The sequence below is a fragment of the Salinispora pacifica CNR114 genome, assembly GCF_000514775.1.
GTDB lineage: Bacteria > Actinomycetota > Actinomycetes > Mycobacteriales > Micromonosporaceae > Micromonospora > Micromonospora pacifica.
In genome coordinates, this window is sequence record NZ_AZWO01000023.1 from 43,647 (window position 1) to 66,853 (window position 23,207).

Annotated in this window: 20 protein-coding genes and 1 riboswitch; of the genes, 6 read left to right on the forward strand and 14 right to left on the reverse strand. The window is 71.6% G+C overall.

The features are described from left to right. Window positions 1–10: 10 nt before the first annotated feature. The gene (locus B118_RS0115800; RefSeq protein ID WP_028193010.1) at window positions 11–2,842 is read left to right on the forward strand and encodes a winged helix-turn-helix domain-containing protein; all 2,832 of its coding nucleotides are present in this window, start codon (window positions 11–13) and stop codon (window positions 2,840–2,842) included. Window positions 2,843–2,876: 34 nt separating this feature from the next. Here the strand turns inward: B118_RS0115800 and B118_RS0115805 are convergent, their stop codons facing one another. Further along, window positions 2,877–3,425: a DsbA family protein gene (locus B118_RS0115805; RefSeq protein WP_018812730.1), complete on the reverse strand. Its 549-nt coding sequence runs from the start codon at window positions 3,423–3,425 to the stop codon at window positions 2,877–2,879. Window positions 3,426–3,964: 539 nt separating this feature from the next. Between B118_RS0115805 and B118_RS0115810 the strand changes: the two genes are divergently transcribed. Next, a complete protein-coding gene (locus B118_RS0115810; protein ID WP_018223088.1) occupies window positions 3,965–4,327 on the forward strand; it encodes an STAS domain-containing protein in 363 nt (120 codons plus the stop codon). 72 nt (window positions 4,328–4,399) lie between these two features. Here B118_RS0115810 and B118_RS0115815 read toward each other — a convergent pair whose 3' ends face one another. From B118_RS0115815 to B118_RS0115830, 4 genes are all read right to left on the reverse strand, one after another. Next, window positions 4,400–5,482 carry a coiled-coil domain-containing protein gene (locus B118_RS0115815; protein WP_043541421.1) on the reverse strand — a complete coding sequence of 361 codons (1,083 nt, stop codon included), beginning with the start codon at window positions 5,480–5,482 and terminating at the stop codon, window positions 4,400–4,402. A 6-nt stretch (window positions 5,483–5,488) separates the two neighbouring features. After that, window positions 5,489–5,620: riboswitch (cyclic di-AMP (ydaO/yuaA leader) on the reverse strand. 80 nt (window positions 5,621–5,700) lie between these two features. After that, the gene (locus tag B118_RS0115820) at window positions 5,701–6,624 is read right to left on the reverse strand and encodes a cation diffusion facilitator family transporter (RefSeq protein WP_028193012.1); all 924 of its coding nucleotides are present in this window, start codon (window positions 6,622–6,624) and stop codon (window positions 5,701–5,703) included. Between the two features lie 163 nt (window positions 6,625–6,787). Continuing rightward, entirely contained in the window at window positions 6,788–8,905 is a 2,118-nt protein-coding gene (locus B118_RS0115825) for a HelD family protein (protein WP_028193013.1), read from the reverse strand. Window positions 8,906–9,119: 214 nt separating this feature from the next. Then, window positions 9,120–9,449 carry a hypothetical protein gene (locus tag B118_RS0115830; RefSeq protein ID WP_018223092.1) on the reverse strand — a complete coding sequence of 110 codons (330 nt, stop codon included), beginning with the start codon at window positions 9,447–9,449 and terminating at the stop codon, window positions 9,120–9,122. A 310-nt stretch (window positions 9,450–9,759) separates the two neighbouring features. On the opposite strand from B118_RS0115830, the gene B118_RS0115835 reads away from it, so the two are divergent. Together B118_RS0115835 and B118_RS0115840 are read left to right on the forward strand one after the other, a co-directional pair. Continuing rightward, entirely contained in the window at window positions 9,760–10,251 is a 492-nt protein-coding gene (locus B118_RS0115835; protein ID WP_026185767.1) for a DUF3145 domain-containing protein, read from the forward strand. A 94-nt stretch (window positions 10,252–10,345) separates the two neighbouring features. Then, window positions 10,346–12,082, forward strand: a complete 1,737-nt coding sequence (locus B118_RS0115840; protein ID WP_026185768.1) for a glycoside hydrolase family 3 protein — start codon at window positions 10,346–10,348, stop codon at window positions 12,080–12,082. A 36-nt stretch (window positions 12,083–12,118) separates the two neighbouring features. Here B118_RS0115840 and B118_RS0115845 read toward each other — a convergent pair whose 3' ends face one another. The 7 genes from B118_RS0115845 to B118_RS0115875 form a co-directional block, all read right to left on the reverse strand. Further along, window positions 12,119–12,796, reverse strand: a complete 678-nt coding sequence (locus B118_RS0115845) for a lipoprotein (RefSeq protein ID WP_196230350.1) — start codon at window positions 12,794–12,796, stop codon at window positions 12,119–12,121. 116 nt (window positions 12,797–12,912) lie between these two features. After that, window positions 12,913–14,337, reverse strand: coding sequence for an acyl-CoA carboxylase subunit beta (locus B118_RS0115850; RefSeq protein WP_018223096.1), 1,425 nt, complete (start codon window positions 14,335–14,337; stop codon window positions 12,913–12,915). Window positions 14,338–14,360: 23 nt separating this feature from the next. Continuing rightward, complete coding sequence (fabF, locus tag B118_RS0115855) at window positions 14,361–15,587, reverse strand: beta-ketoacyl-ACP synthase II (protein WP_018812736.1); 1,227 nt, start codon at window positions 15,585–15,587, stop codon at window positions 14,361–14,363. Between the two features lie 2 nt (window positions 15,588–15,589). After that, window positions 15,590–15,829, reverse strand: a complete 240-nt coding sequence (locus B118_RS0115860) for an acyl carrier protein (protein WP_012183711.1) — start codon at window positions 15,827–15,829, stop codon at window positions 15,590–15,592. Between the two features lie 72 nt (window positions 15,830–15,901). Next, the gene (locus B118_RS0115865; protein ID WP_018223098.1) at window positions 15,902–16,846 is read right to left on the reverse strand and encodes a beta-ketoacyl-ACP synthase III; all 945 of its coding nucleotides are present in this window, start codon (window positions 16,844–16,846) and stop codon (window positions 15,902–15,904) included. A gap of 40 nt (window positions 16,847–16,886) precedes the next feature. Further along, a complete protein-coding gene (locus B118_RS0115870) occupies window positions 16,887–18,056 on the reverse strand; it encodes an acyltransferase domain-containing protein (RefSeq protein WP_028193014.1) in 1,170 nt (389 codons plus the stop codon). A gap of 105 nt (window positions 18,057–18,161) precedes the next feature. Next, on the reverse strand, window positions 18,162–19,388 hold the full coding sequence (locus tag B118_RS0115875; protein ID WP_028193015.1) for a PucR family transcriptional regulator: 1,227 nt from the start codon (window positions 19,386–19,388) through the stop codon (window positions 18,162–18,164). 274 nt (window positions 19,389–19,662) lie between these two features. Between B118_RS0115875 and B118_RS33675 the strand changes: the two genes are divergently transcribed. Then, window positions 19,663–19,986 (forward strand): hypothetical protein, encoded by a 324-nt coding sequence (locus B118_RS33675; protein ID WP_026185769.1) that lies wholly within the window; start codon window positions 19,663–19,665, stop codon window positions 19,984–19,986. A gap of 92 nt (window positions 19,987–20,078) precedes the next feature. Here the strand turns inward: B118_RS33675 and B118_RS0115885 are convergent, their stop codons facing one another. Beyond that, window positions 20,079–20,729 (reverse strand): hypothetical protein, encoded by a 651-nt coding sequence (locus B118_RS0115885; protein WP_026185770.1) that lies wholly within the window; start codon window positions 20,727–20,729, stop codon window positions 20,079–20,081. 251 nt (window positions 20,730–20,980) lie between these two features. After that, window positions 20,981–22,390 carry a glutamate--tRNA ligase gene (gene gltX, locus B118_RS0115890; RefSeq protein ID WP_027648865.1) on the reverse strand — a complete coding sequence of 470 codons (1,410 nt, stop codon included), beginning with the start codon at window positions 22,388–22,390 and terminating at the stop codon, window positions 20,981–20,983. A gap of 189 nt (window positions 22,391–22,579) precedes the next feature. Here gltX and B118_RS0115895 point away from each other — a divergent pair, with 189 nt between their 5' ends. Continuing rightward, on the forward strand, window positions 22,580–23,026 hold the full coding sequence (locus tag B118_RS0115895; protein WP_018223103.1) for an SRPBCC family protein: 447 nt from the start codon (window positions 22,580–22,582) through the stop codon (window positions 23,024–23,026). Window positions 23,027–23,207 lie beyond the last annotated feature (181 nt).

Below are 23,207 nucleotides of genomic sequence, written 5' to 3' on the forward strand. Positions count from 1 at the left end.
GGGTGGGCCGATGCCGGAGGAGCGACGGCAGACCACGGGGACCGGTGCGCCGCTACTGGCCTCCCGTCTGACCCCGGGTCCACTGCCCGGACCGGTGGTCCTGCGGCCCCGGCTGCTGCGGCAGCTTGACGAGGGGAGCGCCGTACCGGTGACGCTTGTCGCCGCGCCGGCGGGCTGGGGTAAGACGACGTTGCTCACCTCCTGGTATCAGGCCGCCACCGGCGGTGACCTGGTGCGGGGCGGCCCGGTGACCGGCGCCGCCGGCGGGGATCGTGTCGGGTCGCCGACGAAGGTCGGGGCGGAGGCGCCGGACCCGTCGGAATCGGGGTCCGGCCGGGACCGGCCGGACCTGGGCTGGGTCTCGGTGGAGGTCGGTGACGACGGCGAACGCCTCTGGTCGTACCTGGCGGCGGCGCTGCGGCCCGACCCGCCGCGATCGGCGGCGTTGGACGGTCCGCTGCGATCGGCGGTGCCGGACGGTCCGCCGCGACTGGACCAGTTGGAGGTGCTGGCCGCGGCACTTGCCGCCCGGGAACGGCCGGTGCTGCTGGTCCTGGACGACCTGCACCGGATCACCGACCCGGCGGCGGTCGCCGGATTGGAGTTCCTGCTCCGCCACTGTGAGCAGCGGCTGCGTCTGGTGGCCGGGGCTCGTGCCGGGGTGCCGTTGGCGGTCCACCGGTGGCGGCTGGCCGGCGAGCTGACCGAGCTCGGTCCAGACGACCTGGCCTTCACCCGCGACGAGGTCGCCGACCTACTGACCGCACATGGGACGGCCCTTCCGGCGGAGGGGGTCTGGCGGCTGCGCGAGCGCACCGGCGGCTGGCCGGCGATGCTCCGGTTCGCCGCGCTCGCCTTGCCCGGGCAGCCGGACCCGGCCCGGTGGGTGGGGCGGCTCGGCAGTGACCAGCCGGACATCGCCGGCTACCTGCGGGAGGAGGTCCTTGGCGGGCTGGATCCGGACGACCGGGAGCTGCTGCGGAGCACGGCGGTGGCGGACGCCGCCTGCGCTGGCCTCGCCGACGCGGTGACCGGCCGTTCGGACACTGCGGCGAGGCTGGCCGAGCTGGCCGGCGTCGGCGGCGTACTGCGGCACGACGACGGCCGGCCCCCCTGGTACCGCTGTCATCCGCTCCTGGCCGATCTGCTCCGTGACGAGCTGGCCCGGCTGCCCGCCGTTGACGCGCGGGAACTGCACCGGCGCGCTGCTGGCTGGTACGCCGACAACGGGCGGCCCGCCGACGGTCTGCGGCACGCGCTGCAGGGCGGCGACTGGTCCGGGGCCACCGAACTGCTCCGCACGACCTGGCCGGAGCTGGCGCCGTACGACCGGGAGGGTTCGCCCGCGCCACCGCCACCACCTGCCGAGACCCTGGCGCGGGACCCGGAGCTGGCCCTGGCGTGCGCGGCGGAACGGGCGTACGCGGGGGATCTGTCGGCCGCCGAGGGGTATCTGCGGTCCGCCGGGGCGGTGCGTGAACTGCCGGCGCCCCGCCGGGAGCGTTTTGCCCGGTTGGTTGCCGCGGTGGAGCTCGCGGTGGTCCGCTGGTCCGACGACATTCCGGCGGTACGCGCCGCCGCTGCCCGGTTGCTCGCCACCCATTCGGCGACCGGGGCGTCCGGAAGGCAGGACCGGATGCCGGCCACCGCCGAACCGCGCGAGACCATCGTCGAGGATGCGGATGGGTGGGCGGTGGCGGGCACCGCGCTCGGTCTGGTCGAATTCGCGGTCGGCGAGTTGGGCAGCGCGGAGCGGCAGCTGGTGGCGGCGTCCCGGGCCGCCCGGACCGCCGGTTGGGTACGGACCGAGCTGGCCGGTGCCAGCCGAGTGGCGCTGCTGCGTGCGATCCACGGTGAACTGCGGCAGGCGGAGACGGGGGCCCGTTCCGCGCTCGCCCTTCCGCCCGGCCAGGGGTGGTCCTGCCGGACCGACTGCGGGTACGCCTACCTGGCGCTGGCGGTGGTGGCGCTGCTGCGGGACCAGCCCGAGGAGGCGGCGGCGAATCTGGCGTTGGCGGAGCCGGCGACCATGGAGCCCGCCGCCGGGGCGGTGGTGGCGTTGTGCCGGTCCCACCTGTTGCGGGACTCCGGTGACCGCACGGGTGGGCACCGGCTGCTCGTCGCGGCCCGGGAGCGGCTGGACGGTCCGCGGGGGGAGCTGGGCGGTCGGCGGGGGGAGCTGGAGCGGTGGCTGCGGGCTGCCGAGGCCGACCTGTATGCGGCGCGGGGCGACCTGGACGCCGCCCGCGAGTTGCTTGTCGGGGCGGGCCCCGAACTCGCGGTGGGCCTTGCTCGGGTGGAGCTTCGGGCCGGGGACAGTCGGACGGCCGAGGCGGTGCTGCCCGACTGGCAGGCGCCCGAGGCGGCGGACTGGCCGCTACCGGTGCGGGTGGAGGCCGCGGTGCTGCACGTGGTGCTGGCCGAGCGGGCGGGGGATGGCCGGCGGGCGCACCGGACCCTGGAGGCCGCCCTCGACCTGGCCGGAGCGGAGGGGGTCCGGCGGCCGTTCACCCGCGCGGATCCGGAGATCCGTGACCTGCTGGCAGCGCATCTGGATGCCGGTACGGCGCACTGGTCGGCGGTGAGCGACCTGGTCCGCGGAGTGGAGGAGCCGGACGAACGGCCCGGGCCGGCCCGGGCCGCACTGGCCGAGCCACTGACCGAACGTGAAGTGACCATCCTGCGCTACCTGCAGAGCATCCTTTCCAACGTGGAGATCGCGGCCGAGTTGTCGTTGTCGATCAACACGGTTAAGACCCATGTGCGTAATATCTATCGCAAGCTCGACGCCTCCCGCCGTCGGGAGGCCGTCCGTCGGGCCCGGGAACTGCGGCTGATCTGATCAGCGACGTCGACCATCACCGCCACGGTGCCGGTCATTCCCGGTCGGCGGCGTCGACCGCCGCCAGCAGGTCGGCGAGGTCGAATCCACCGTTGTGTCGGGCGCCGTTGACGAACAGGGTCGGAGTGGCCTGCACGCCGCTGCGGATGCCACCGACGAAGTCTCGCCGGACTCGGTCGCCGTGGGCCTGCTGATCGGTCTCGGCGTCGATTTCGGCGGCGGAGAGGCCGAGTTGTCCGACGCCGAGCGAGAGGTGCACCGGATCGAGTTGGTCCTGGTGTTCGTACAACCAGTCGTGCATCTCCCAGAATCGGCCTCGGACGCCGGCCGCCTCGGTGGCATGGGCCGCGTTTTCCGCGTACGGATGCACGTTGGAGATCGGAAAGTGTCGGTAGACCAGCCGGACCATGTCGGCCCGTTGTCGGAGCAGTTCGGCGAGGTTGGCGTAGGCCACCCCGCAGAACTGGCACTGGAAGTCCGCGTACTCGACGAGCGTCACCGGCGCGTCCACCGGTCCCCGGATGTGGTCGCTCTCCGCAACCGGGGTTCGGAGGAGTGGGGTGACCTGGTGTGGGGTCGTCATCACCGCACCACCAAACGGTTGCCACGTGCCGACTGGGCCGGCACGTTCGGATCGGTCATGCCTCCCACTGTCGCCGGCAGCCGGGTGAGGAGGACTCACCCGGCCCGGATGGTTCCCGACCCCGCAGCGTCGGCGCGACGAGGCGGTTGTGGGTCGGGAGTGCCGGCTGTGCCCGTGCTGGGCGACCACGCCGCGCGGCCCGGGTCTCCGCCTTTCGTCGCATCGGGCCGCTACATTGGGCCGTGACTGTTTCGGGTCCCGGGTACTCCGGCCCTTGACTGTTTGGGTGGGGAACTGTTCAGGTGGAGAACTGTTGGGATGGAGAACTGTTCCGGATGAGAGCTGTTCGTGTTAGGGCTGTTCCCGTTGAGGCAGCTCCGTAACCGAAGGGTGAAATATTCGGATAAGGGTGACCTGGCATTCGAACCACAAGAACTACTCATCCCAGGGGGTGGCGACCGAGCGTGTTGGAGGAATACTCTCGGTCGCGGCCTGCGTACTGATGAGGCGCCTGTTGACTGGCGAGTGGAGGTGCTCGCGTGAGCCTGTCGATCGTAAAGTCGGTCCTACCCGGGAGCGTCGTGGAGATCTCACCGCGTGGTGAGATCGATGTCGATACCGCATACGAGGTGCGTGAGGCGGTCGCTGAGGCCCTGGCCAAAAGCCATCCTCGCCGCATCGAGTTGAATATGCGGCTGGTGACCTTTATCGACTCTGTCGGCATCAGCGCGATGGTTGCCGGCTTCCAGACCGCAGAGGTGAGCGGTGTGAGGCTGGTGGTGACCGAGCCCAGCCGATTCGTACACCGGCAGCTCTGGGTCGCTGGCCTGCTCGGTCTCTTCGGTGCCCCCGAGCCCTACTTCGCGGGGGCGACGGCCCCGGAGGCCCTGCCGGGGGGCTGATTCAGCTCGTGCCAGGCGGGTGCGCGGGCCGGGAGCTGTTCGCCAGCGGACGGCTCCCGGCCCGACCACCGGTTAGTACACCGACAGGTGCACGTGGTTTGTATGGTCGCTGGATGGGTCGCCGGCGGCCCCGCTGTACGACTTCCACCCACTGCTGGGCAGCCAGATCTGCCGGTACCAGATCACGTACAGCACCGCGAGTTGGTCGGCGTTGTCCACCAGAAACGCCGCCAGGTTGTTGCCGTAGGTCCGGTCGTCGCCCGTGGCATCTCCACCGAAGCCGTCCTGCTGAGCGGCGAAGTCGCAGGCCCGGCCCTTCGGGTGCTCGCCGGAACTGCCTGGGCGATAGCAGGACACATAGCGGGTGAAGCCGGCCGCCTTGGCCTCGTTCAGCGCATGCAGCGTTCGCGGGGTAATGCAACCATCCGCCGGCGTGGGATCGTTGACGCTGCAGGATTCGGCCGGCCAGGAGCCGTCCGGGTTGCGCGGGGCCGGGTCTGCCCGGGCCGAGTTCTGGGTGGTCTTGGTGGCCGCAGCCGCAGCCGCAGCCGCAGCCGCAGCGCTGGCCTGTTCATTGGCGACCGTCAGCGCCTTCTCCGCCTGCTGTTTGCGCTTGGCCATCAGGGCCTCTTGCTTGCGCTGTTCGATGATCTCCGCTTCGACCGCGCGGGTGTCCCGGGCGATCTTTTTCTGGGTCTGCTGCAACTCGTCTATGGCTCGGTTCTCGTTGGCGACCGTCGCCTCCAGCGTCGCGACGCGGTCCAGGAAGTCCGCCGGCGAGGTGTTGTCGAGCAGCACCGACGCCGTGCGCAGTGGACCGGTCCGATACGCCTGGCCGGCGATCTGCTCCACCCGCTCGGTGCGCTCGGCCTGTTCGGCCTTGGCGGTCTTGAGTTGGGCGGTGAGCTGCTGCTGCCGCTGCACCGACTCGGCCAGCGCCTGTTTAGCGTCCAGGAATCCCTTGCTGGCTTCCTCGAGCGCGGCGCGAAGGGCAGCGGTGCCGCCCTCCGGATCGTCGGTCACCGCGACCTGCCGGGCGGGGGGAGCGGCTACCGTGGGGCCGGCGGGGGCAAGGCCGACACTGAGGGTGAGCGCCACGATGATCAGTGCCGCCACCCGGGCGGCGCGGTGTCGTACGGGTGCCGCTGCTGGCATATGCAGATGTCCTTCCGTCGGCCACCGACCGGGTTAGCTGACGGGTTCGGGACGGAAGATCCCTACCGCTGACGCGGATGCACCCCAGGTACCTGGTTCCCCGGCTCACCCTGGCGGGTGATTAGGCGGCGGCCCGGCCGGCACCGGTGGGTGCCGCCTGGCGCAGGCCGGCTCAGAGCCTAACCGGTGCTCCTGAGCCGGGCGCACTCGGCAGTTGATCAGAAACTACACCGCCCGACGGAACCGCAGTCCCCACCGGTTGACCCCGGCTCGACCTGCAGTGTCGCGTGCTCGATTCGGAAGTCCTCCTGCAGCGCGGACCGGGCGGCTCCGAGGACCGCGCCGAGGTCGGCGGCGGGGGCGATGGTGAGATGTGCGGAGGCTACCTCCATCCCGGAGGTGAGGGTCCAGATGTGCAGGTCGTGCACCTCACTCACCCCGGATACGGCGACCAGCCGGTCGTGTACCGCGGTGACCTTCAGATGTTCCGGCGCGGCCTGCACCAGGATGCGTAGGGCTGCCCGGCCGAGCCGCCAGGTTCGCGGCAGGATGAACAGCCCGATCGCCACCGCGACCAGCGGGTCAGCCCACCACCACCCGGTGCCGGCGATGACCAGTGCCGCCGCGATCACGCCGAGGCTGCCGAGTAGGTCGCCCAGCACCTCGAGGTAGGCGCCCTGGATGTTGATGCTCTCCTGCGCGCCCGGGCGTAGCAGCGCGAAGGCGACGATGTTGGCGAGCAGGCCCAGGATCGCCACAACCAACATGGGCCCGGTGCTTACCTCGCGCGGATCACCGAACCGGCGGACGGCCTCCACCAGCACATAGATCGAGACGGCGGAGAGAAGCAGGGCGTTGGCGAGGGCGGCCAGCACCTCCAGCCGGTAGAGCCCAAAGGTCCGCTGCGGGTCACTGTCGCGGCGCCGGGTGGCGGTCAGCGCGGCGAGGGCCATGCCGATGCCGAGGACATCGGTGAACATGTGCCCGGCGTCGCTGAGCAGGGCCAGAGATCCGGTGCGGACGGCGGTCACCGCTTCCGTCACCATCAGGGCGGCGAGCAGGGCGAAGGCGGCCCAGAGGCGCCCCCGGTGCCGCTGCCCCGCGTTGGTCACCGCCCCGTGGTGGTCATGTGCTGCACCCACTCGGACACCTTCCGCCGGCTGTCCGGTCCTGCACCCAACCTATGTTCACATTGCCATGTGTATAGCTAGCTGCGGGAATTAGACCGAGTCGTGCCGCGGAACGCGACCAGCGGGGACACCCCGGCGGTCCCACCCCCGGCGGCGCGACCGGATCGAGCACAGCTCAACCGGACAGGTCAACCGTGGTGAGCCGTTGGGTGGCGCGGGACAGCGCGACGTACAACGTCCGTACGCCCGACCCCGGCTCCGCCCGGATCTCGCCCGGGGCGACCAGGACGACGCCGTCGTACTCCATGCCCTTGGCCTCCAGGCTCGTCACCACCTGCAACCGGGGCGCGTCGATCCCGTCCAGCCACCCGGCTACCTCGGCCCGACGCGGCACCGGCGTGACCACGCCGACCGTGCCGGGGACCTCGGCGAGCAAGGTGTTGACCGCCGTGCGCACGGTGGTCTCCAACTCCGCCGGCGGCACGCTCAGCTGCACCGGGGCGACGCCGGTGGAGCGGACGGCGGTCGGCAGCGGGAGGTCCGGGTCAACCCGCCGGATCTCGGCCGCCGCCACCGCGAAGATCTCCGCCGGGTTGCGGTAGTTGGTGGTCAGGGTGAAGTGGTGCCGCGCGCGCCGGCCGAGCGCCTGGTCGCGGGCTCGAGCCAACTCCGTTGGGTCACCGGTCCATGCCGTCTGCGCGGGATCGCCGACGACGGTCCACGAGGCCAACCGCCCCCGGCGGCCGATCATCCGCCACTGCATCGGCGACACGTCCTGGGACTCGTCCACCACCACGTGCGTGTACTCGCGATAGTCCTCGGGGCGTTCCCGGGCCGCCGCTCGGGCGGCGCGCTGCCGATCGGCGAACGTGCTCAGCTCGCGTACTCCGCCGGCCAGTTGGAACGGGTCCCGCCGCGGCCGGGCCGGCTTCATCGGCTTGCCCAGCAGGGCGTCCAACTCATCGAGCAGCGCGACGTCGGCCACGGTCAACCCAAGGGCTGCCCCGGCCCGGTACGCCTCGCCGAGCAGGCGGACCTCGTCGGCGGAGAGCACCCCCGCGGCGTAGCGGCGCAGCCGCTCGGGCTCGGCCAGCCAGCCGAGTACGTGCCGCGGGTGGAGCCGCGGCCACCACGCCTTGAGGAACTCGCGGAAGTCCGTCCGGTCGGCCAGCTCGTCCTCGAACGCCCGCTGCTGCGGCAGGCCGGGAACGCCCAGCTGCCGGGCCTGCGCCCAGAGCGCGGCGAAGACGCCGTCGAAGCCGGCCCGGCGTACCTCGTTGCGCCGCGCGCCCCGCCGCAACGCCCGATCCCGGATCGCGGTCAGCTCGCGACGATCCACCCGCAGTAGCTCGCCCCGGTAGAGCAGCCGCAGCTCGTTCGGGGTGCCCGGCGCCGCGTCCCGGGCGGCCCGCTCCAAGACCCGCCGCATCCGCAGCGAGCCCTTCACCGCGGCGACCTCCGGTGGGTCGGTACGGGTCGCACGGACCCCCGGGAAGAGCCCACCGAGCGCGGCGAGGGTGGCGGTCTCCTCGCCCAGCGACGGCAGCACCGACCCGATGTACTCGACGAACACGGCCGACGGCCCGACCACCAGAATGCCGCCGCCGGCGTACCGGCTGCGGTCGGTGTAGAGCAGGTACGCCGCCCGGTGCAGGGCCACCGCCGTCTTGCCGGTCCCCGGGCCGCCGGAGACCACGGTGACACCGGAGCCTGGCGAGCGGATCGCCTCGTCCTGCTCCCGCTGGATGGTCGCCACAATGTCCCGCATTCCCCGCCCGGTCGCCTGGGACAGGGCAGCCAGCAGGGCGCCGTCGCCGACCGTCGTCATGTCCGGCGGAGTGGCAGCCGGGTCGAGCAGGTCGTCCTCGATCCCGGTGACCCGCTCTCCGCTTGAGGAGATCATGCGGCGGCGAATCACGCCCAGCGGCTGTGCCGGGGTCGCCCGGTAGAAGGCGGCGGCGGCCGGGGCCCGCCAGTCCACCACCAGTGTCCTGGCACTCTCGTCCCGAATGCCGAGGCGGCCGACGTGCAGCACCTGCCCGTTGTGCAGGTCGAGTCGGCCGAAGACGAGCCCCTCGTGCTCGGCGTCGAGCAGGTGTCGGCGCTGCGCCGCGTGAAAGACCATCGCGTCCCGCTCGACGAGCGCGCCGAAGTTGCCGACCCGGGCCAGGCGGTAGCCGTCGGACTCGGCGCGGACCGCCGCCTGGCGCAGCTCGGCGAGGCGCGCGTACACCCGGTCCAGGTGCCGCTGCTCGACGGCGATCTCCTGCTCCAGCTCGGTCCGGTCGGTCAACGCTCGTTCCTCCTGAGGTCGGTGACCAGCGCCGCGCGGGACACGCGGCGGTCAACCGCACGAGGGTACGCCCCGGCTGTGTGCACCGCGCCAGGGCGCTCAGCAGCGGGAGTGCACCCCGCTGACCAGCAAAGAACGATGCGGCCCGCCGGGATGTCCCGACGGGCCGCATCGTTCGTCGCTCCCCGAGCGGGGTAGCTGGCTGGCGGGAGGGTCAGCCCTCGAAGACGCCGGCCTCGACGAGGCGCTTCTCGGTGGCGTCCCAGCCGTCACCCGGGTGGGTGGCGTTGAGGGCGCTCAGCTCTGCCCGGATCTTGGCGGCGTGCCCCGCCGCGGCCAGCGTCCGGATCTCCTCGACGAAGGCGTCGGAGTCGGTGCGCAGGTGTTCCGTCTTGCCGTTGGTCAGGTTACGGACGTACGCGTTCCGGCCGCCGTTGAGCGGGATCACGTACTTGAACTCGCCCAGCACGCTGAGGGCACCACCCTGGCCAGCCTGGCCGGCCCGGACAGACGCGCGCGCGGTCTTCGAGGTGTTACTCGCCACGGAGGTACTCCTTGCAGACGTACGGTGAGGACGCGGGTAAGACGTCCGGGGGCTGGTGCGGACCTCACCCGGTGGGTGATCCCGCGGAGAATTCGCGGCACAGGCCGCCAATGGAACTGTACACGAGCGGGGGGCCGGGTTGGCCACCGCCTCGGGCTGGTCCAACGGGTTCACCCGACCGGCTATTCCGGGACCCGATTTTCCGAATCCCTAGCGCACCATCTGTCACACCAGTCATGATGTGCCCCGGTAGCCACCTGGCGCGACGAGGTCGTAGGGGAAGACGCACCTCGCTCCCCGGGAGGTCACCGTGCCAACGCGTGGCGTCGTATACGTCCACTCGACCCCGCTCGCCGTGTGCTCGCACGTCGAGTGGGCGATCGCGCGCGTCCTTGCGGCGCCGGTCAACCTGCAGTGGACAACCCAGCCCGTTGACCCCGGCGCCCGCCGGGCGGAGTGCGGGTGGACCGGCCGCCCCGGAACGGGCGCCGAGCTGGCTGCTGCCCTTCGACAGTGGCCCATGATCCGTTTCGAGGTCACGGAGGAGCCGAGCCCAGGCGCCGATGGAGAACGCTTCATGTACGTCCCCGGCCGCGGGCTCTTCCAGGCAACCGTCGGCGCGGCCGGCGACATTCAGCTCGGTGAGGACCGTTTGCGCAGCATCATGGCGGATGCCCGGGCGCCCGAGGCCCTCGCCCACGCCCTGGAGAAGGCCCTCGGGGCGGCCTGGGACGCCGAGTTGGAGCCCTATCGGTATGCCGGCGACGGTGCCCCGGTGACGCTGCTCACCCGCGTCGGCTGAGGTCTACACCCACAGGTGAGGTCGCTACGTGTTTCGGTGGCGGCAATTCGGCGCGGGTAGGGTCGACCTGCCCCAACCAGCGTCGAAAGAGTGGATGGCTCGCGTGTCGATACCTGCCCGACGTAATGGTGTCGCGGTCATCGCGCTGGCCGTACTCACCGCACTGCTCCTTGCCGGCTGCACCGGCGGCCCGGGGCGCGCGCAGTCGACCCCGGCCCCGAGTGGCCCGCCGGCCGGCCCGTCGCCCATCGGCCCGGTCGAAGATCCGGCGGCCAGTGCCGCCGCCCTGGCCAGTACGCTGGCGGATGAGGACCTCGTCGGTCAGGTGTTGATGCCATTCGCCTACGGTGCCGCCGCCGACCAGGTCACGGCCGGCTCGGCCGCCGGCAACCAGGAACTGGCCGGCGTCGACACCCCCGCCGAAATGATCGCGAAGTATCGCCTCGGCGGGCTCATCCTCGTCGGCTTCAGCGCGGACGACCCGACCAGCGGCAACCAGGTAACCACCAACGTCGACAACCCGGAACAGGTCCGGGCACTGACCACCGGGCTGCGGTCCGCCGCCGCCGGCCTGGCCGCCGGCGAGGCGCCGTTCCTCATCGGCACCGACCAGGAGTACGGGGTGGTCACCCGGATCAGCGACGGGGTCACCCTGCTGCCCAGCGCGTTGGCCATGGGGGCGGCCGGCAGACCTGAACTGACCGAGGCCGCCTGGCGGGCCGCCGGCACCGAACTCGCCGCCATGGGCATCAACCTGGACTTCGCTCCCGTCGCCGACGTGCTGGTCACCCCCAGCACCGTGATCGGGTCCCGGTCGTACGGCGCCGACCCGTCGACTGTGGCCGAGCAGGTCAGTGCGGCAGTGAGCGGTCTACAGGCGACCGGCGTCGCGGCAACGCTGAAGCACTTTCCCGGCCACGGGCACAGCGCCACCGACTCCCACGAGGAACTGCCGGTGCTGCCGCAGCCCCGCACCGTGCTTGAGCTGGAGGCCTGGCCTCCCTTCGCGGCCGGCATCGGGGCCGGCGCCCTCGCCGTGATGTCCGGGCACCTCGACGTCAGCGCGGTCGACCCGGGCACCCCGGCGACGTTCTCGCACACCCTGCTCACCGAGGTGCTCCGCGGCGAGCTCGGCTTTCCGGGGGTGGTGATCACCGACGGGATGAACATGGCCCCCGCCAAGCGCTGGTCGCCCGGCGAGGCTGCGGTTCGGGCGCTGAAGGCCGGCAACGACCTGATCCTCATGCCGCCGAACGTCGGCCAGGCGTACGACGGGCTGCTCACCGCGTTGCGTGACGGCTCGCTGCCCCGCAACCGGCTGGTGGAGGCGGTGACCCGGGTGCTGACCATGAAGTTCACCCTGGCTGGGGCGGCCACCCCGGAACTGGATGTCCTCGGCGCGCCGGCCCACCAGGCGGCGGCTGCCGAACTCGCCACCGCCGCGGTGACCGCGCTGCGCGGCCCGTGTGGCAGCCCGGTCTCCGGGCCGGTCACCGTGACCGCCGCCGACGGCCGGGAGCGCACCCGGGCGACGCTGATCGAGAAGCTGACCGCGGCCGGGGTGCCGGTCACCGACAGCGGGGGTGCCGTGGTCCACCTGGTCGGCTACGGCGACAGCGCCGACGACCTGAGCGCCGACGCCGCCGTGACCGTCGCTATGAACACCCCGTACCTGTTGGCCGAGGCGGACTCCCCGGCGTTGCTGGCGACCTACTCGTCGAGCCCGGCGTCGATGACCGGGCTGGCCCAGGTGTTGGCCGGCAAGGCCATCCCGGCCGGCCGCGCACCGGTGCCGGTATCCGGCCTGCCCGCCACGACCTGCGGCAGCTGAGTTACCCGGTCGGCCGGGGCCCAGTCGGTGGACCGGTCAGCCCGCCGTACGCACCCCCTGCACCGCCAACCGATACACCGGCAACATGTCGGAGTGGTCGGTGAACACGCTCTCGTTGGTCACGAACAGCAGGGCTTGCCCGTTCGCCGAAACGGCCGCTCCCCAGCCGCGGTTGACCTCGTCAAGCGAGTTTTGGCTGACCCAGGTCGCCTCCACGCCGGTGAGGTCATCGACGGTCAGGTCACGGAACTGCGCCTCGGTGGCCTGCTCGAGCGACGTGTCGGCGAGGAAGGCGTCCAGGGCCGCCCGGGGCGTGACACCCTGCTCGGTGGTCCAGACCCGGAGGAAACCGCCACCCGGGCCACGGCCCACCTCGCACCGTACGGTGGCGCCGCCGCGCAGCGTCATTATCGCCGCCATCTCGGCGGCCAACTCCGGATCCTCGGCGGTCGTCGGGTCCACCTCGATGGTCTCGGCCTGCCATCCCTCGGCGACCGGGAAGGTGACCGGCAGTGGGCACGGCCCGTCCGCGCCACCGGCGGCACCGTCGGCGTCGGCCGAGGTGATCTCGTCGTACCAGGGCTCGCCGACGGCGGCGCTCTCGGCCGACGCCGGCTCGTCGGCCGGCTCGTCGGCCACGCCGCAGCCGGCCGACACCAGGAGGGCGAGAACGGCCAGCGTGGCCGGTAGACGATGACGCAGCACAGTACACATCCCCAGGATCGAATTGGACCGACACAGTGCAGCGTGCCGGCCACCCACCGGGATAGATGTATACCGGAGCCCCCGGACACCGCGGTCGGCGGTACCCGGGGGCTGCCCGATATCCGCTAGAGCGGGATGTTGCCGTGGGCGCCGCGACCGGCCGGTGCCGCCGCGAGAGCCTCAGCGATCTGTCGGCGGGTCTCGGCTGGTTTGATGACGTTGTCGACCACACCGATCTCCAACGCCCGGTTCACGCCACCCGCGACCCGGATCTGCTCCTCGATCAGCTCGGCGCGTAGCGCCTCCCGCTTCTCCGGCGGCGTGGCGGCCAGCTTCTTGCGGTGCAGGATGTTCACCGCCGCGCTGGCGCCCATCACCGCGACCTCCGCGTTCGGCCAGGCGAAGACCGCGGTCGCGCCGAGGGATCGGGAGTTCATCGCGATGTACGCCCCGCCGTACGCCTTGCGGGTCACCAGCGTCACCCGCGGTACGACCGCCTCGGCGAAGGCGTGCAGCAGCTTCGCCCCGCGCCGGACCACCCCGTCCCACTCCTGACCCAGCCCGGGCAGGTAGCCGGGGACGTCAACGAGCACGATCAGCGGTACGCCGAGCGAGTCGCACATCCGCACGAAACGGGCCGCCTTCTCGGCGCTGGACGCGTCGAGGCAGCCGCCGAGTCGCAGCGGGTTGTTGGCGATCACGCCGACCGTCCGGCCGGCGAACCGTCCCAGGGTGGTGACGATGTTCGGGGCCCACTTGGCGTGCAGCTCGACACCGGGCGCGTCGAGCAGCGCCTTGACCACCGGTTTGACGTCGTACGCCCGGTTGGTCTCGGCCGGCATCTTCGCGGCCAGGTCGTGCCCGTCCTCGGCGGTGGCCGGCACGTCGTCTGGGCAGAGTCGGCCCTGGTGGCCGAGGAGGGCCGCGAGCCGGCGCGACTGGGCCAGCGCCTCCTCGTCGTCCCGGCACGTCACGTGTACGACGCCGGAGCGTCGGCCGTGCGGTTCGGGGCCACCGAGGCGGGCCATGTCGACCTGCTCGCCGGTGACGCTGCGGACGACCTCCGGGCCGGTCACGAAGATCCGGCCGGCGCCGCTCATCACCACGATGTCGGTGAGCGCCGGCCCGTAGGCGGCGCCCCCCGCGGCGGGACCGAGCACGACGGAGATCTGTGGTACCCGGCCGGAGGCGCGGACCATGGCGGCGAAGACCTGACCGACCGCGTCGAGCGCGACCACGCCCTCGGCGAGTCGGGCTCCGCCGGAGTGCCAGAGCCCGAGTACGGGCACCCGCTCCCGGACGGCGGTGTCAATCGCGTCAACGATGTGGCGGCAGCCGTCAACGCCCATCGCGCCGCCCATCTTCGTGGCGTCGGTGGCGTACGCGATGGCCGGTGTGCCCTCGATCTCGCCGCGGGCACAGAGCACCCCGGAGCTGTCACGTGGGGCGAGTAGGCGGAGCGTGCCCGCGTCGAACAGGGACCGGAGCCGCAGCTCCGGATCCCGATAGTCCACGGTAGAGGTTTCGGGGCCGGCAACAGTGGTGGTCACGTGAGCCTCCAAGGCTGTGGTCCTCAGGCCCGCGTGAAGACGAGAGCCACGTTGTGCCCGCCGAAGCCGAAGGAGTTGTTCAGCGCAGCGGGGATCTCCAGGTGGCGCGCCTTGTTGGCGGCCACATCCAGGTCGAGACCGTCGTCCGGGTCATCCAGGTTGATCGTGGGTGGCACCACACCATCCCGAATCGCCAGGATTGTGGCGATCGACTCCAGCGCACCGGCCGCGCCGAGCAGGTGCCCGGACATCGACTTCGTCGACGTCAGGACGGGGTGGTCGCCCACCGCCTGGTGCAGTGCCTTGATCTCGGCCAGATCCCCGACCGGGGTTGACGTGGCGTGCGCATTGACGTGCACGATGTCGCCCCGGTCGATGTCCGCGTCGGCGATCGCCTTCGTGATGGCCCGGATCGCGCCGGTGCCCTCCGGGTGCGGCTGCACGATGTCGTAGCCGTCGGAGGTTATTCCGGCGCCAGCGAGTCGGGCGTACACGTGGGCGCCGCGGGCCGCGGCGTGGTCGGCGCGTTCCAGCACGAGCACCCCGGCGCCTTCGCCGAGCACGAAGCCGTCGCGGGCCTTGTCCCAGGGGCGAGAGGCCCTCTCCGGCTCGTCGTTGCGGGTGGACATCGCCCGCATTGAGGAGAAGCCCGCGATCGGCAGCTGGTGGATGACCGCCTCGGTGCCGCCGGCCACCACCACATCGGCGCGCCCGGCACGGATCATGTCCATGCCGAGGGTGATCGCCTCCGCGCCGGTGGCGCAGGCGCTGGCCACCGAGTGCACACCCGCGCGGGCCTGCAACTCCAGGCCGACCCAGGCGGCGGGGCCATTCGGCATCAGCATCGGAATGGTGTGCGGGGAGACCCGCCGTGGGCCGGAGGCCTCCAGGATGTCGTCCTGGTTGAGCAGGGTCAGTGCGCCGCCGATGCCCGAGCCGACGCTGACGCCGAGCCGCTCCGGGTCCAGCCCGGAGTCGGCGAGACCGGCATCCGCCCAGGCCTGTTTCGCGGCGATGATCGCTATTGCCTCGGAGCGGTCCAGCCGGCGCAACTTGACCCGGTCCAGCAGCTCAGCCGGGTCGACCGCGAGTTGGGCTGCGATCCGGACCGGTAGCTGTTCGGCCCAGTCCGGGGTAAGCGCGCTCACCCCGGACTGGCCATTGAGCATGGCGTCCCAGGTTGACGCGACGTCCCCGCCCAGCGGGGTGGTCGCGCCGAGACCGGTAACGACGACGTCAGGGTGGGTCATGGTCAGGACTGCGCCTCGATGTAGCTGACGGCGTCGCCGACCGTCTTCAGGTTCTGCACCTCGTTGTCCGGGATCTTGACGCCGAACTTCTCTTCGGCGGCCACCACGACCTCCACCATCGACAGCGAGTCGACATCCAGGTCGTCGGTGAAGGACTTCCCCTCGGCCACGTCGTCCGGGGTCACCCCGGCAACCTCTTCGAGGATCTCGGCGAGGCCGGTGGTGATCTCGTCACGGGTCATTGCTGTTGGTTCCTCTCATCGGGGTTGCTTCGCCGCGGTGGCGAAGGGTGGCGTGCCGAGGCACGCCGGGTCTCAGGGGCAGCGGATGACCTGACCGGCGTAGGTCAGGCCACCGCCGAAGCCGAACAGCAGCACTGGTGCGCCGGAGGGCACCTCGCGCCGTTCCACCAGCTTCGACAGGGCCAGGGGAATGCTCGCCGCCGAGGTGTTGCCGGATTCGACCAGGTCCTTGGCGACGATCGCCTGGGGGATGCCGAGGCGCTTGACGATACCGTCGATGATGCGGGTGTTGGCCTGGTGCGGCACGAACGCCGCCAGCTCCGACGGGGCGACCCCGGCCCGCTCACACGCCTGGAGTGCGAGCGGCGCCAGTGCGGTGGTGGCCCAGCGGAAGACGGCCTGTCCCTCCTGCCGCACGTACGGGCGCCATCCCTCGATCCGGACCGCGTCGCCGCGCTCGGGCACCGAGCCCCACACCACCGGGCCGATGCCGGCCGGCTCATCCGCCCCGGTGGCGGTGACCACCGCGGCTCCCGCCCCGTCGCCAAAGATGATGCAGGTCGAACGGTCCGTCCAGTCGGTGAAGTCGGAGAGCTTCTCCGCGCCGATGACGATGGCGTTCCGCGCTGCGCCGGCCCGGACAGCGTGGTCGACCGTGCCGAGGGCGTACGCGAAGCCGGAGCAGGCGGTGTTGAGGTCGAACGCGCCGGGCGCGGTGATCCCGAGCCGGGCCGCGACCCGGGAGGCGACGTTCGGGCTGCGATCGACCGCGGTGCAGGTGGCCACCACGACGAGGTCGATGTCGGCGGCGGTCAGGCCGGAGCCGGCCAGCGCCTTGCCAGCGGCGGCGGCGGCCATGTCGGTGACCGTCTCGCCGTCGGCGATCCGGCGGCTGGCGATGCCGACCCGGTCGCGGATCCACTCGTCGCTGGTCTCCACCAGCTGGGCGATCTCGTCGTTGGTTACCACCCGGGACGGCTGGTAGTGGCCGAGCGCAACGATCCGGCTGCCCGTCATCAAGGCTGTCCCTCCCTATGCGGCCATGGGTACCGCGATGTCATGTGTGACCACCGACGCGGGCCAGCGGCTGGCCCGGGGCCACCGGATCGTCGTGGTGGGCGAGCCATTCGGTGAGCAGGCCACTGTCGTGGGCGGTGACCTCGACCGAGCCCTGTCGGGTGGCGATATGGCCAATGATCTGACCGACGCGCAGGTCAACCCCTTCGGTCAGCTCGTCAGCGGGGACGAAGGTGCCGGCGGCGGGGGAGACCACGACCCGGAACTGGATGATCGGCTCGTGGCCAGCCGGGCCGCTGTGCCGGGCGATCAGGTCTCGCGCGGCGGGCAGGTCGTCCGGGGTGTTGAGGGTGACGATCTCCGGAGCCGCCTCGCCTTTGAGCTCCCGCTTGACCAGGCCGGCGAGGGTGCCGGCCGGGGGCAGCTCAATCACCCCGGTCACGCCGAGGTCGGCGAGGGTGCGCAGGCACAGGTCCCAACGGACCGGGGCGGTGACCTGGCGGATCAGCCGCTGCACCATCTCCCGGCCATGGTTCACCGCCGCGCCGTCGAGGTTTGACAGCAGGATATGAGTCGGGTCGGTGGGGGTGACGCCGGCAGCCACGGCGGCGAGGGCGGCCTCGGCCGGGGCCATGTACGGCGTGTGGAAGGCGCCGGCCACCTGTAGCTGGCGGACCCGGGCGCGGGCGGGGGGCTCAGCGGCGAGTTTCTCCAGCCCACCAAGGGAGCCGGCGGCCACGACCTGGCCGGCGCCGTTGCGGTTGGCCGGGTGTAGCCCGTGTTTCTCGATGGCGCCGAGCACCTCCGCGGGGTCGCCGCCGAGTAGCGCGGCCATCCCGGTCGGTTCCAGCGCGCAGGCAGCTGCCATCTCGCGCCCCCGGACGGCGGCCAGCGTGACCGCGGCCTCCGGGGTGAGTACTCCGGCGAGCGAGGTCGCGCCCAACTCGCCGACGCTGTGGCCGGCAGTGAGCGTGACATCGTGCATCGGCAGTTGCTCGGCGGCGAGTAGCGCCGCCGCGACGAGCAGCGGCTGGGTACGGGCGGTGTCCTTGATCTCGTCAGCGTCCGCGGCCGTGCCGAGGTGCACCAGGTCGACCCCGGCGAGCGCGGACCACCAGCGCAACCGCGCCTCGGCACCGGGCAGGTCGAGCCAAGGGGTTAGGAAGCCGGGTTTCTGTGAACCCTGGCCGGGGGAGAGTACGGCGAGCACGGGTACGACTCTCCCGGATCCGCGCGGGCAGCGCTGTGCCGTCTTGCACCAAACCACACTAGAACCTTTGGAGGAATCCTACAAAGACCCCTTGACGCGGTCAGTTTATTGCCCTTTTCTGGGGGTAATCGGGTCTAACGTCCGATTCGGTGTTCGGGCGACCACCGGGTCGAGTCGGCCGACGGTGAGCGCCACCTGGAGCGCGTAGGCGTCCCGGGCCGCGAGGGGAGACAACCCGGTCACCTCCGCCACCCGCCGCAGCCGGTACCGCACGGTGTTCGGGTGGACGAACAGCGCCCGGGCCGCGCTCTCCAGGGTGCCGCTGGCGGTGAAGAAGGCGTCCAGCGTCTCCAGCAGTTCCCCACCGGACCGGGCCAGCGGGGCATACACGTCGTGCCGCAGCCGGCGCCGGGCCTCGGCATCTCCGGCGAGCGCCCGCTCCGGCAGCAGGTCGGCGGCGGGTACCGGTCGGGGCGCGGCCGGCCAGGCCGGGGCGGCCCGGAATCCGGCGAGGGCGGCCCGGGCGGAGTCGGTGGCCTCGTCCAGGCTCGGCACGGCCGGGCCCACCACGACCGGGCCGGTACCGAAGGCGTCGAGCAGCTTGCCGGTGGCGGCCACCGGATCGGCCACCCCGCCGAGCACGATGACCAGGCGGTCGCCGTGCACGCCGCCGATCACCTCGGCGCCGATGCGCCGGGCCAGCCGGTAGACGGTGTGCAGTACGGCGGAGACCTCCCCGCCGGGGGAGCGGCCCACGGCCACCGCCACCGGGGGCGCGTCCGCCCAGCCCAGTGCCGCCGCCCGACTGGCCAACACGTCTGGAGAGTCGCCACGTAGTAGCGCATCAACCAGTAGGGCCTGGAGCCGGGCGTCCCAGGAACCACGGGACTCGGCGGCCCGCGCGTACACCCGGGCGGCGGCGAACGCGATCTCCCGGGAGTAGCGCAGCACCACATCCCGTAACTGCTGTTCCTCCCCGGGGGCGGCGAGGGTCGGGACCCGTTCTTCCACCACGTCGATGGTCACCTTGATCAGGGCTACCGTCTGCTGGAGGCTGATAGAACGGGCCAGGGCCTGCGGTGCGGTCGCGAAGACCTCGTCGGAGACCTCCTGAGTGCTGTCCGCGGTGCCGCCGCCGGCGCGCAGCCATTGCACCAGGGAGCGGGCACCGGCCTGCGCCACCAACATGACCCAGGAGCGTTGGTCCGCCGGGAGCTCGCGGAACCAGGGCAGTGTCTCGTCCATCCGCGCCACGCTGGCGGTGGCGAGTGCTCCCGCCGCCCGCTCGATCCGGCGCAGCGTGGCCGCCAGTTCGGTTCCCGGCTCGTTCACCGCCCTAGCCTGACACGTCCTTACCTGCAGTGTTGTGCCGGGTGAGCGGGGCTGTTCGGCGGTCACGGTCGGCCTTCCCACGGCTTGGGCGTCGGTCGCGTCCCACCTCCGGTGGCGCGTGGCGCCTGGTCGATTCGTCCGAGGTTGGTGATTCGCGTCGATTCCGGATGTGACCTGGTACGCGCGCCACACCGTCCGTCGGTCCCGGCCAGTACGGTGACAGGGGCACGCCGGGGCAGCGCCGGTGGGTCACGGCGAGGGTGAGGAGACCTGGATGGCGCACGGGGAGGCCGAGCACGGCTGCGCCCAGGATGGGCACTGCCGGCCGGGCCACCACGAGTTGCCGGCAACCAAGCAGCACCGGTGGCTCGCCGGCGGCGTTCCGGGCGAGACACCGAGCGGGCCCTCATCGGAGCGCGCTGCGGAGGATTCAGCGGTGCCGCGCCAACGGTCCGCCGAGTCGGTCGGGTCGCCGTCAAGCCCACTTCGAGACTGCCTCAGCAGCCTGCCAGGCTGGGCGGGCGGGCACCGGCACGGCCCGGTTCGACCTCGAACGCGGGCTGGGCGACCCGGCCGACCGCCCAGCCGCTGGTGCTGATCCGGCAGCGGGGAAGCGGTCGCTGCCGGATGGCGCCGCGGCCGACCGGCGCGGTGGGCCGGCCGGCGACGTCAGTGGATCGACCGTGAGTTTCAGCGGGTCCGACGCCGGATCAGCAGGGCGATCCCGGCCAGCCCGAAGGTGATCGTCAGCACGACGGCTACGTTGACCAGGAGCAGTCGGGGCAACCCGCTGAAGGCCTCGTCGATGTTTCCAGCCGGGTCGAGCGCGTCCTCCGGAATCATCCGTTCGCTGCCGCCGGCCCCACCACCAACCGTGTCCACCTGCCGCTCTAACGGCACACCAGCTGTCCGCAGCGTCTCCGACATGGTGAATCGGCCGAAGAACCAGCCGGCGGCGGTCTGCTCGGAGTCCGGCTGCTTGGCCGGCCGGTAGATACGGGGCCCGCCGGCGGCCTTCGGGTACAGGTCGTAGGTCTGCTGGGGTTTGTCCCCGGCGAGCACGACGACAGTGTACTTAGGACCGAGATCGGCCTTCTTCGGTTTGCTGCTCTGGCCGGCGTCGCCAAGAAAGTTAACCTGGTCGATGACGGCCGCCACCTGGGTCGGGTGGGTGTCGGCGCGCAGGTGTAGCGGCTCAGCCATATCGGCGCCGGTGATATCCACCCCCGCTGGCGGCGACTGCGTCGTCGCCGACGCGGGTGCGGTGAGGCCGAGTGAGAGCACTCCCGCTGTGAGAACACCAGCCATGATGGCGACTAACCGCCATACCCTACGGACCATCGCTGCCTCCTCGCCCCCGTTCGATGGATGGCATCGCTGCGGGCTTTGTGCACGCGGATCGCCGTGGACGCCGGATGCTAGGCCGGACGCCTCCACCTCAATAGACTCCGTCACGCGACAGCTGGTTGCACCTCCTGGTGAAGAGATTTCAGCTATCTGTGATCTTCAACCCAGGAGTCGCCGATCGCGGCCGGTCGACCCGCGCATTTTACCTACCGCGCCGGACAACCGGACGGCCGGGTGTATCTCCCTCAGGGGAGGCGGAGCCGGGCGGCCCGTAGCCGGGTCAGGGTGCGCTCGCGGCCCAGGACCTCGAGCGACTCGAAGAGGGGGAGGCCGACCCGGCGGCCGGTCACCGCGACCCGGACGGGCGCCTGGGCTTTGCCCAGCTTCAGGCCGTGCTCTGCGCCGACCGACTCCAGTGTCGACCTGGTCGATTCCGCGTCCCAGGAAGGCATCTCGGTGAAGGCGGCGATCACCGCGTCGAGCAGGTCGCCGGCGCCGTCCTTCATCGCCTTGGCCCACGCTCCCTCGTCGATCAGCGGCGTGTCGAGGAAGAGGAAGTCCACGTTGGGCACGATCTCGCTGAGCACCGCGATCCGGGTCTGCGCCAGTGGTGCCACCGCCTCGAACGCCTCGGCGTCGAACTCGTCCGGCTGCCACGGTGGCGGTGCGATCGTCGCGGTCCCGGTCAACCATGGTTGGCACGCCGCAATGAAATCGGCCACCGGCAGCGCCCGGATGTACTCGCCGTTGAACGCGCGCAGCTTCTTCTCGTCGAAGAAGGCCGAGGAGGGATTCACGTCCTCCAGTCGGAACTCCTCCTCGATGGCCGGCCAGGGCACGATCTCCCGGTCGCCGGCCGGGGCCCAGCCGAGCAGCATCAGGTAGTTGCGCATCGCGTCGGCCAGATAGCCCTCGTCGCGGTACGCCTCGAGGGCCACCTTGTCCCGGCGCTTGGACAGCTTCTGTCGCTTCTCGTTGACGACGACCGGGACGTGCGCCCACACCGGCGGCTTCACGCCGAGTGCGTCCCAGAGCAGCTGCTGCTTCGGCGTGTTGGGTAGGTGCTCTTCGGCCCGAATGACGTGGGTGATCCCCATCGTCATGTCGTCAACCACGTTGGCGAGCAGGAAGACCGGTGAACCGTCGCTCCGGGCGATCACGAAGTCCTCGATCAGCCGATTGTCGAAGGTGGGCTCACCGCGGATCAGGTCGACCACCACGGTCGTACCCTCGTCCGGGGTTCGGAAGCGGAGGGCGCGGCCGGCGCCCGGACCCAGCTTCCGATCCCGGCAGAAGCCATCGTAGCCGGTGTGTGGTGAGCCGGTACGGGCCTGCACCGCCTCTCGCGTGCAGTCGCAGTAGTACGCCCGCCCGCTCTCGTGTAGCCGGCTGGCGGCGGCGCGGTGCTCGGTCGCGTACGAGGACTGGAAGTAGGGGCCCTCGTAGCTGCCGCGTGCGATGCCGATCCACTCCAGTGCGGCCAGGATGCCCTCGGTCCACTCGGGCTTGTTGCGGGCCGCGTCCGTGTCCTCGACCCGGAGCACGAACACTCCGCCCTGCTGCTTGGCGAAGATCCAGTTCTGCAGAGCCGAGCGGGCACCGCCGACGTGGAACATTCCGGTCGGGGAGGGGGCGAAGCGTACACGTACCGTCACGCCCTCAAGCCTACGGCCGGCCCAACCGGCGTTCGGAAGGGCCCCTCGTCGCCGGTGGCGGCCATACCCGTAGCGCGCGGATAGAGGCAAGGGTTTTCGGCGTGTCTTCTGCCTACCTGTCCGTTTAAGTCCGAAATAGCGCATAGAGTGCCGATATCGTGGGTTGTCCGCACTGGAGGAAAACGGAAAATGATCCTCGTGGAACGCAGCTCGCACGTAGTCGCACCGATCGAAGCGGTCTGGGGCGTCGTGCAGCGGGCTGAACAGCTACCGGCCTGGCTGGCCGGGGTCCGGGCGGCGGAGGTGCTCTCCGGGGAGGGCTTCGGCCGGCGGCAGCGGGTCCAGGCGGGGCGCGGCGCGGCCCATGAGGCCGAGGTGATCGCCTACCAGGAGCCGACCCTGATCGGCTGGCGGGAACGCGCCAAGGGCGCCGGTGCCCGAGCGGAGGCGCGCACCGAGATCTACGTCCAGCTCACCGCGGACGAGGCAGCGGGCGGGACGGTCGTGCGGCTGATCGTCGTACGCTGGCCGGCCGGTCCGGTCAAGGCCGCCCTGCTCCGGCTCGGTCTGCGTCGGGTCGGCGCCGACCTGGAGGACTCGCTCGCCCGGCTGACCGACCTGGCCGCCGTCGGCTGACCGGGTCTCGTCCTGGCGTCACCCGTTCCGGCGGTGGCCTGGGGTCCTAGCCAGGGATCCGGGCCACCGCCACTGTGCGGCTCCCACTCCCGGGTGCGGGGCGGCCAGATTCGCATACGTTCAGAATCCACCTGCGGCCAGTAACCGCACCAGGGGATGCGGCCGGAACACCCCGAGCTAC

Excerpts from the sequence above, each read along its gene's own strand:
- B118_RS0115800 (WP_028193010.1), top strand. The coding sequence starts at position 11 with ATGCCGGAGGAGCGACGGCAGACCACGGGGACCGGTGCGCCGCTACTG.
- B118_RS0115805 (WP_018812730.1), bottom strand. The coding sequence starts at position 3,425 with ATGACGACCCCACACCAGGTCACCCCACTCCTCCGAACCCCGGTTGCG.
- B118_RS0115815 (WP_043541421.1), bottom strand. The coding sequence starts at position 5,482 with ATGCCAGCAGCGGCACCCGTACGACACCGCGCCGCCCGGGTGGCGGCA.
- B118_RS0115840 (WP_026185768.1), top strand. The coding sequence starts at position 10,346 with ATGGCTCGCGTGTCGATACCTGCCCGACGTAATGGTGTCGCGGTCATC.
- B118_RS0115845 (WP_196230350.1), bottom strand. The coding sequence starts at position 12,796 with ATGTGTACTGTGCTGCGTCATCGTCTACCGGCCACGCTGGCCGTTCTC.
- fabF (WP_018812736.1), bottom strand. The coding sequence starts at position 15,587 with ATGACCCACCCTGACGTCGTCGTTACCGGTCTCGGCGCGACCACCCCG.
- B118_RS0115860 (WP_012183711.1), bottom strand. The coding sequence starts at position 15,829 with ATGACCCGTGACGAGATCACCACCGGCCTCGCCGAGATCCTCGAAGAG.
- B118_RS0115865 (WP_018223098.1), bottom strand. The coding sequence starts at position 16,846 with ATGACGGGCAGCCGGATCGTTGCGCTCGGCCACTACCAGCCGTCCCGG.
- B118_RS33675 (WP_026185769.1), top strand. The coding sequence starts at position 19,663 with ATGGCGCACGGGGAGGCCGAGCACGGCTGCGCCCAGGATGGGCACTGC.
- B118_RS0115885 (WP_026185770.1), bottom strand. The coding sequence starts at position 20,729 with ATGGTCCGTAGGGTATGGCGGTTAGTCGCCATCATGGCTGGTGTTCTC.
- B118_RS0115895 (WP_018223103.1), top strand. The coding sequence starts at position 22,580 with ATGATCCTCGTGGAACGCAGCTCGCACGTAGTCGCACCGATCGAAGCG.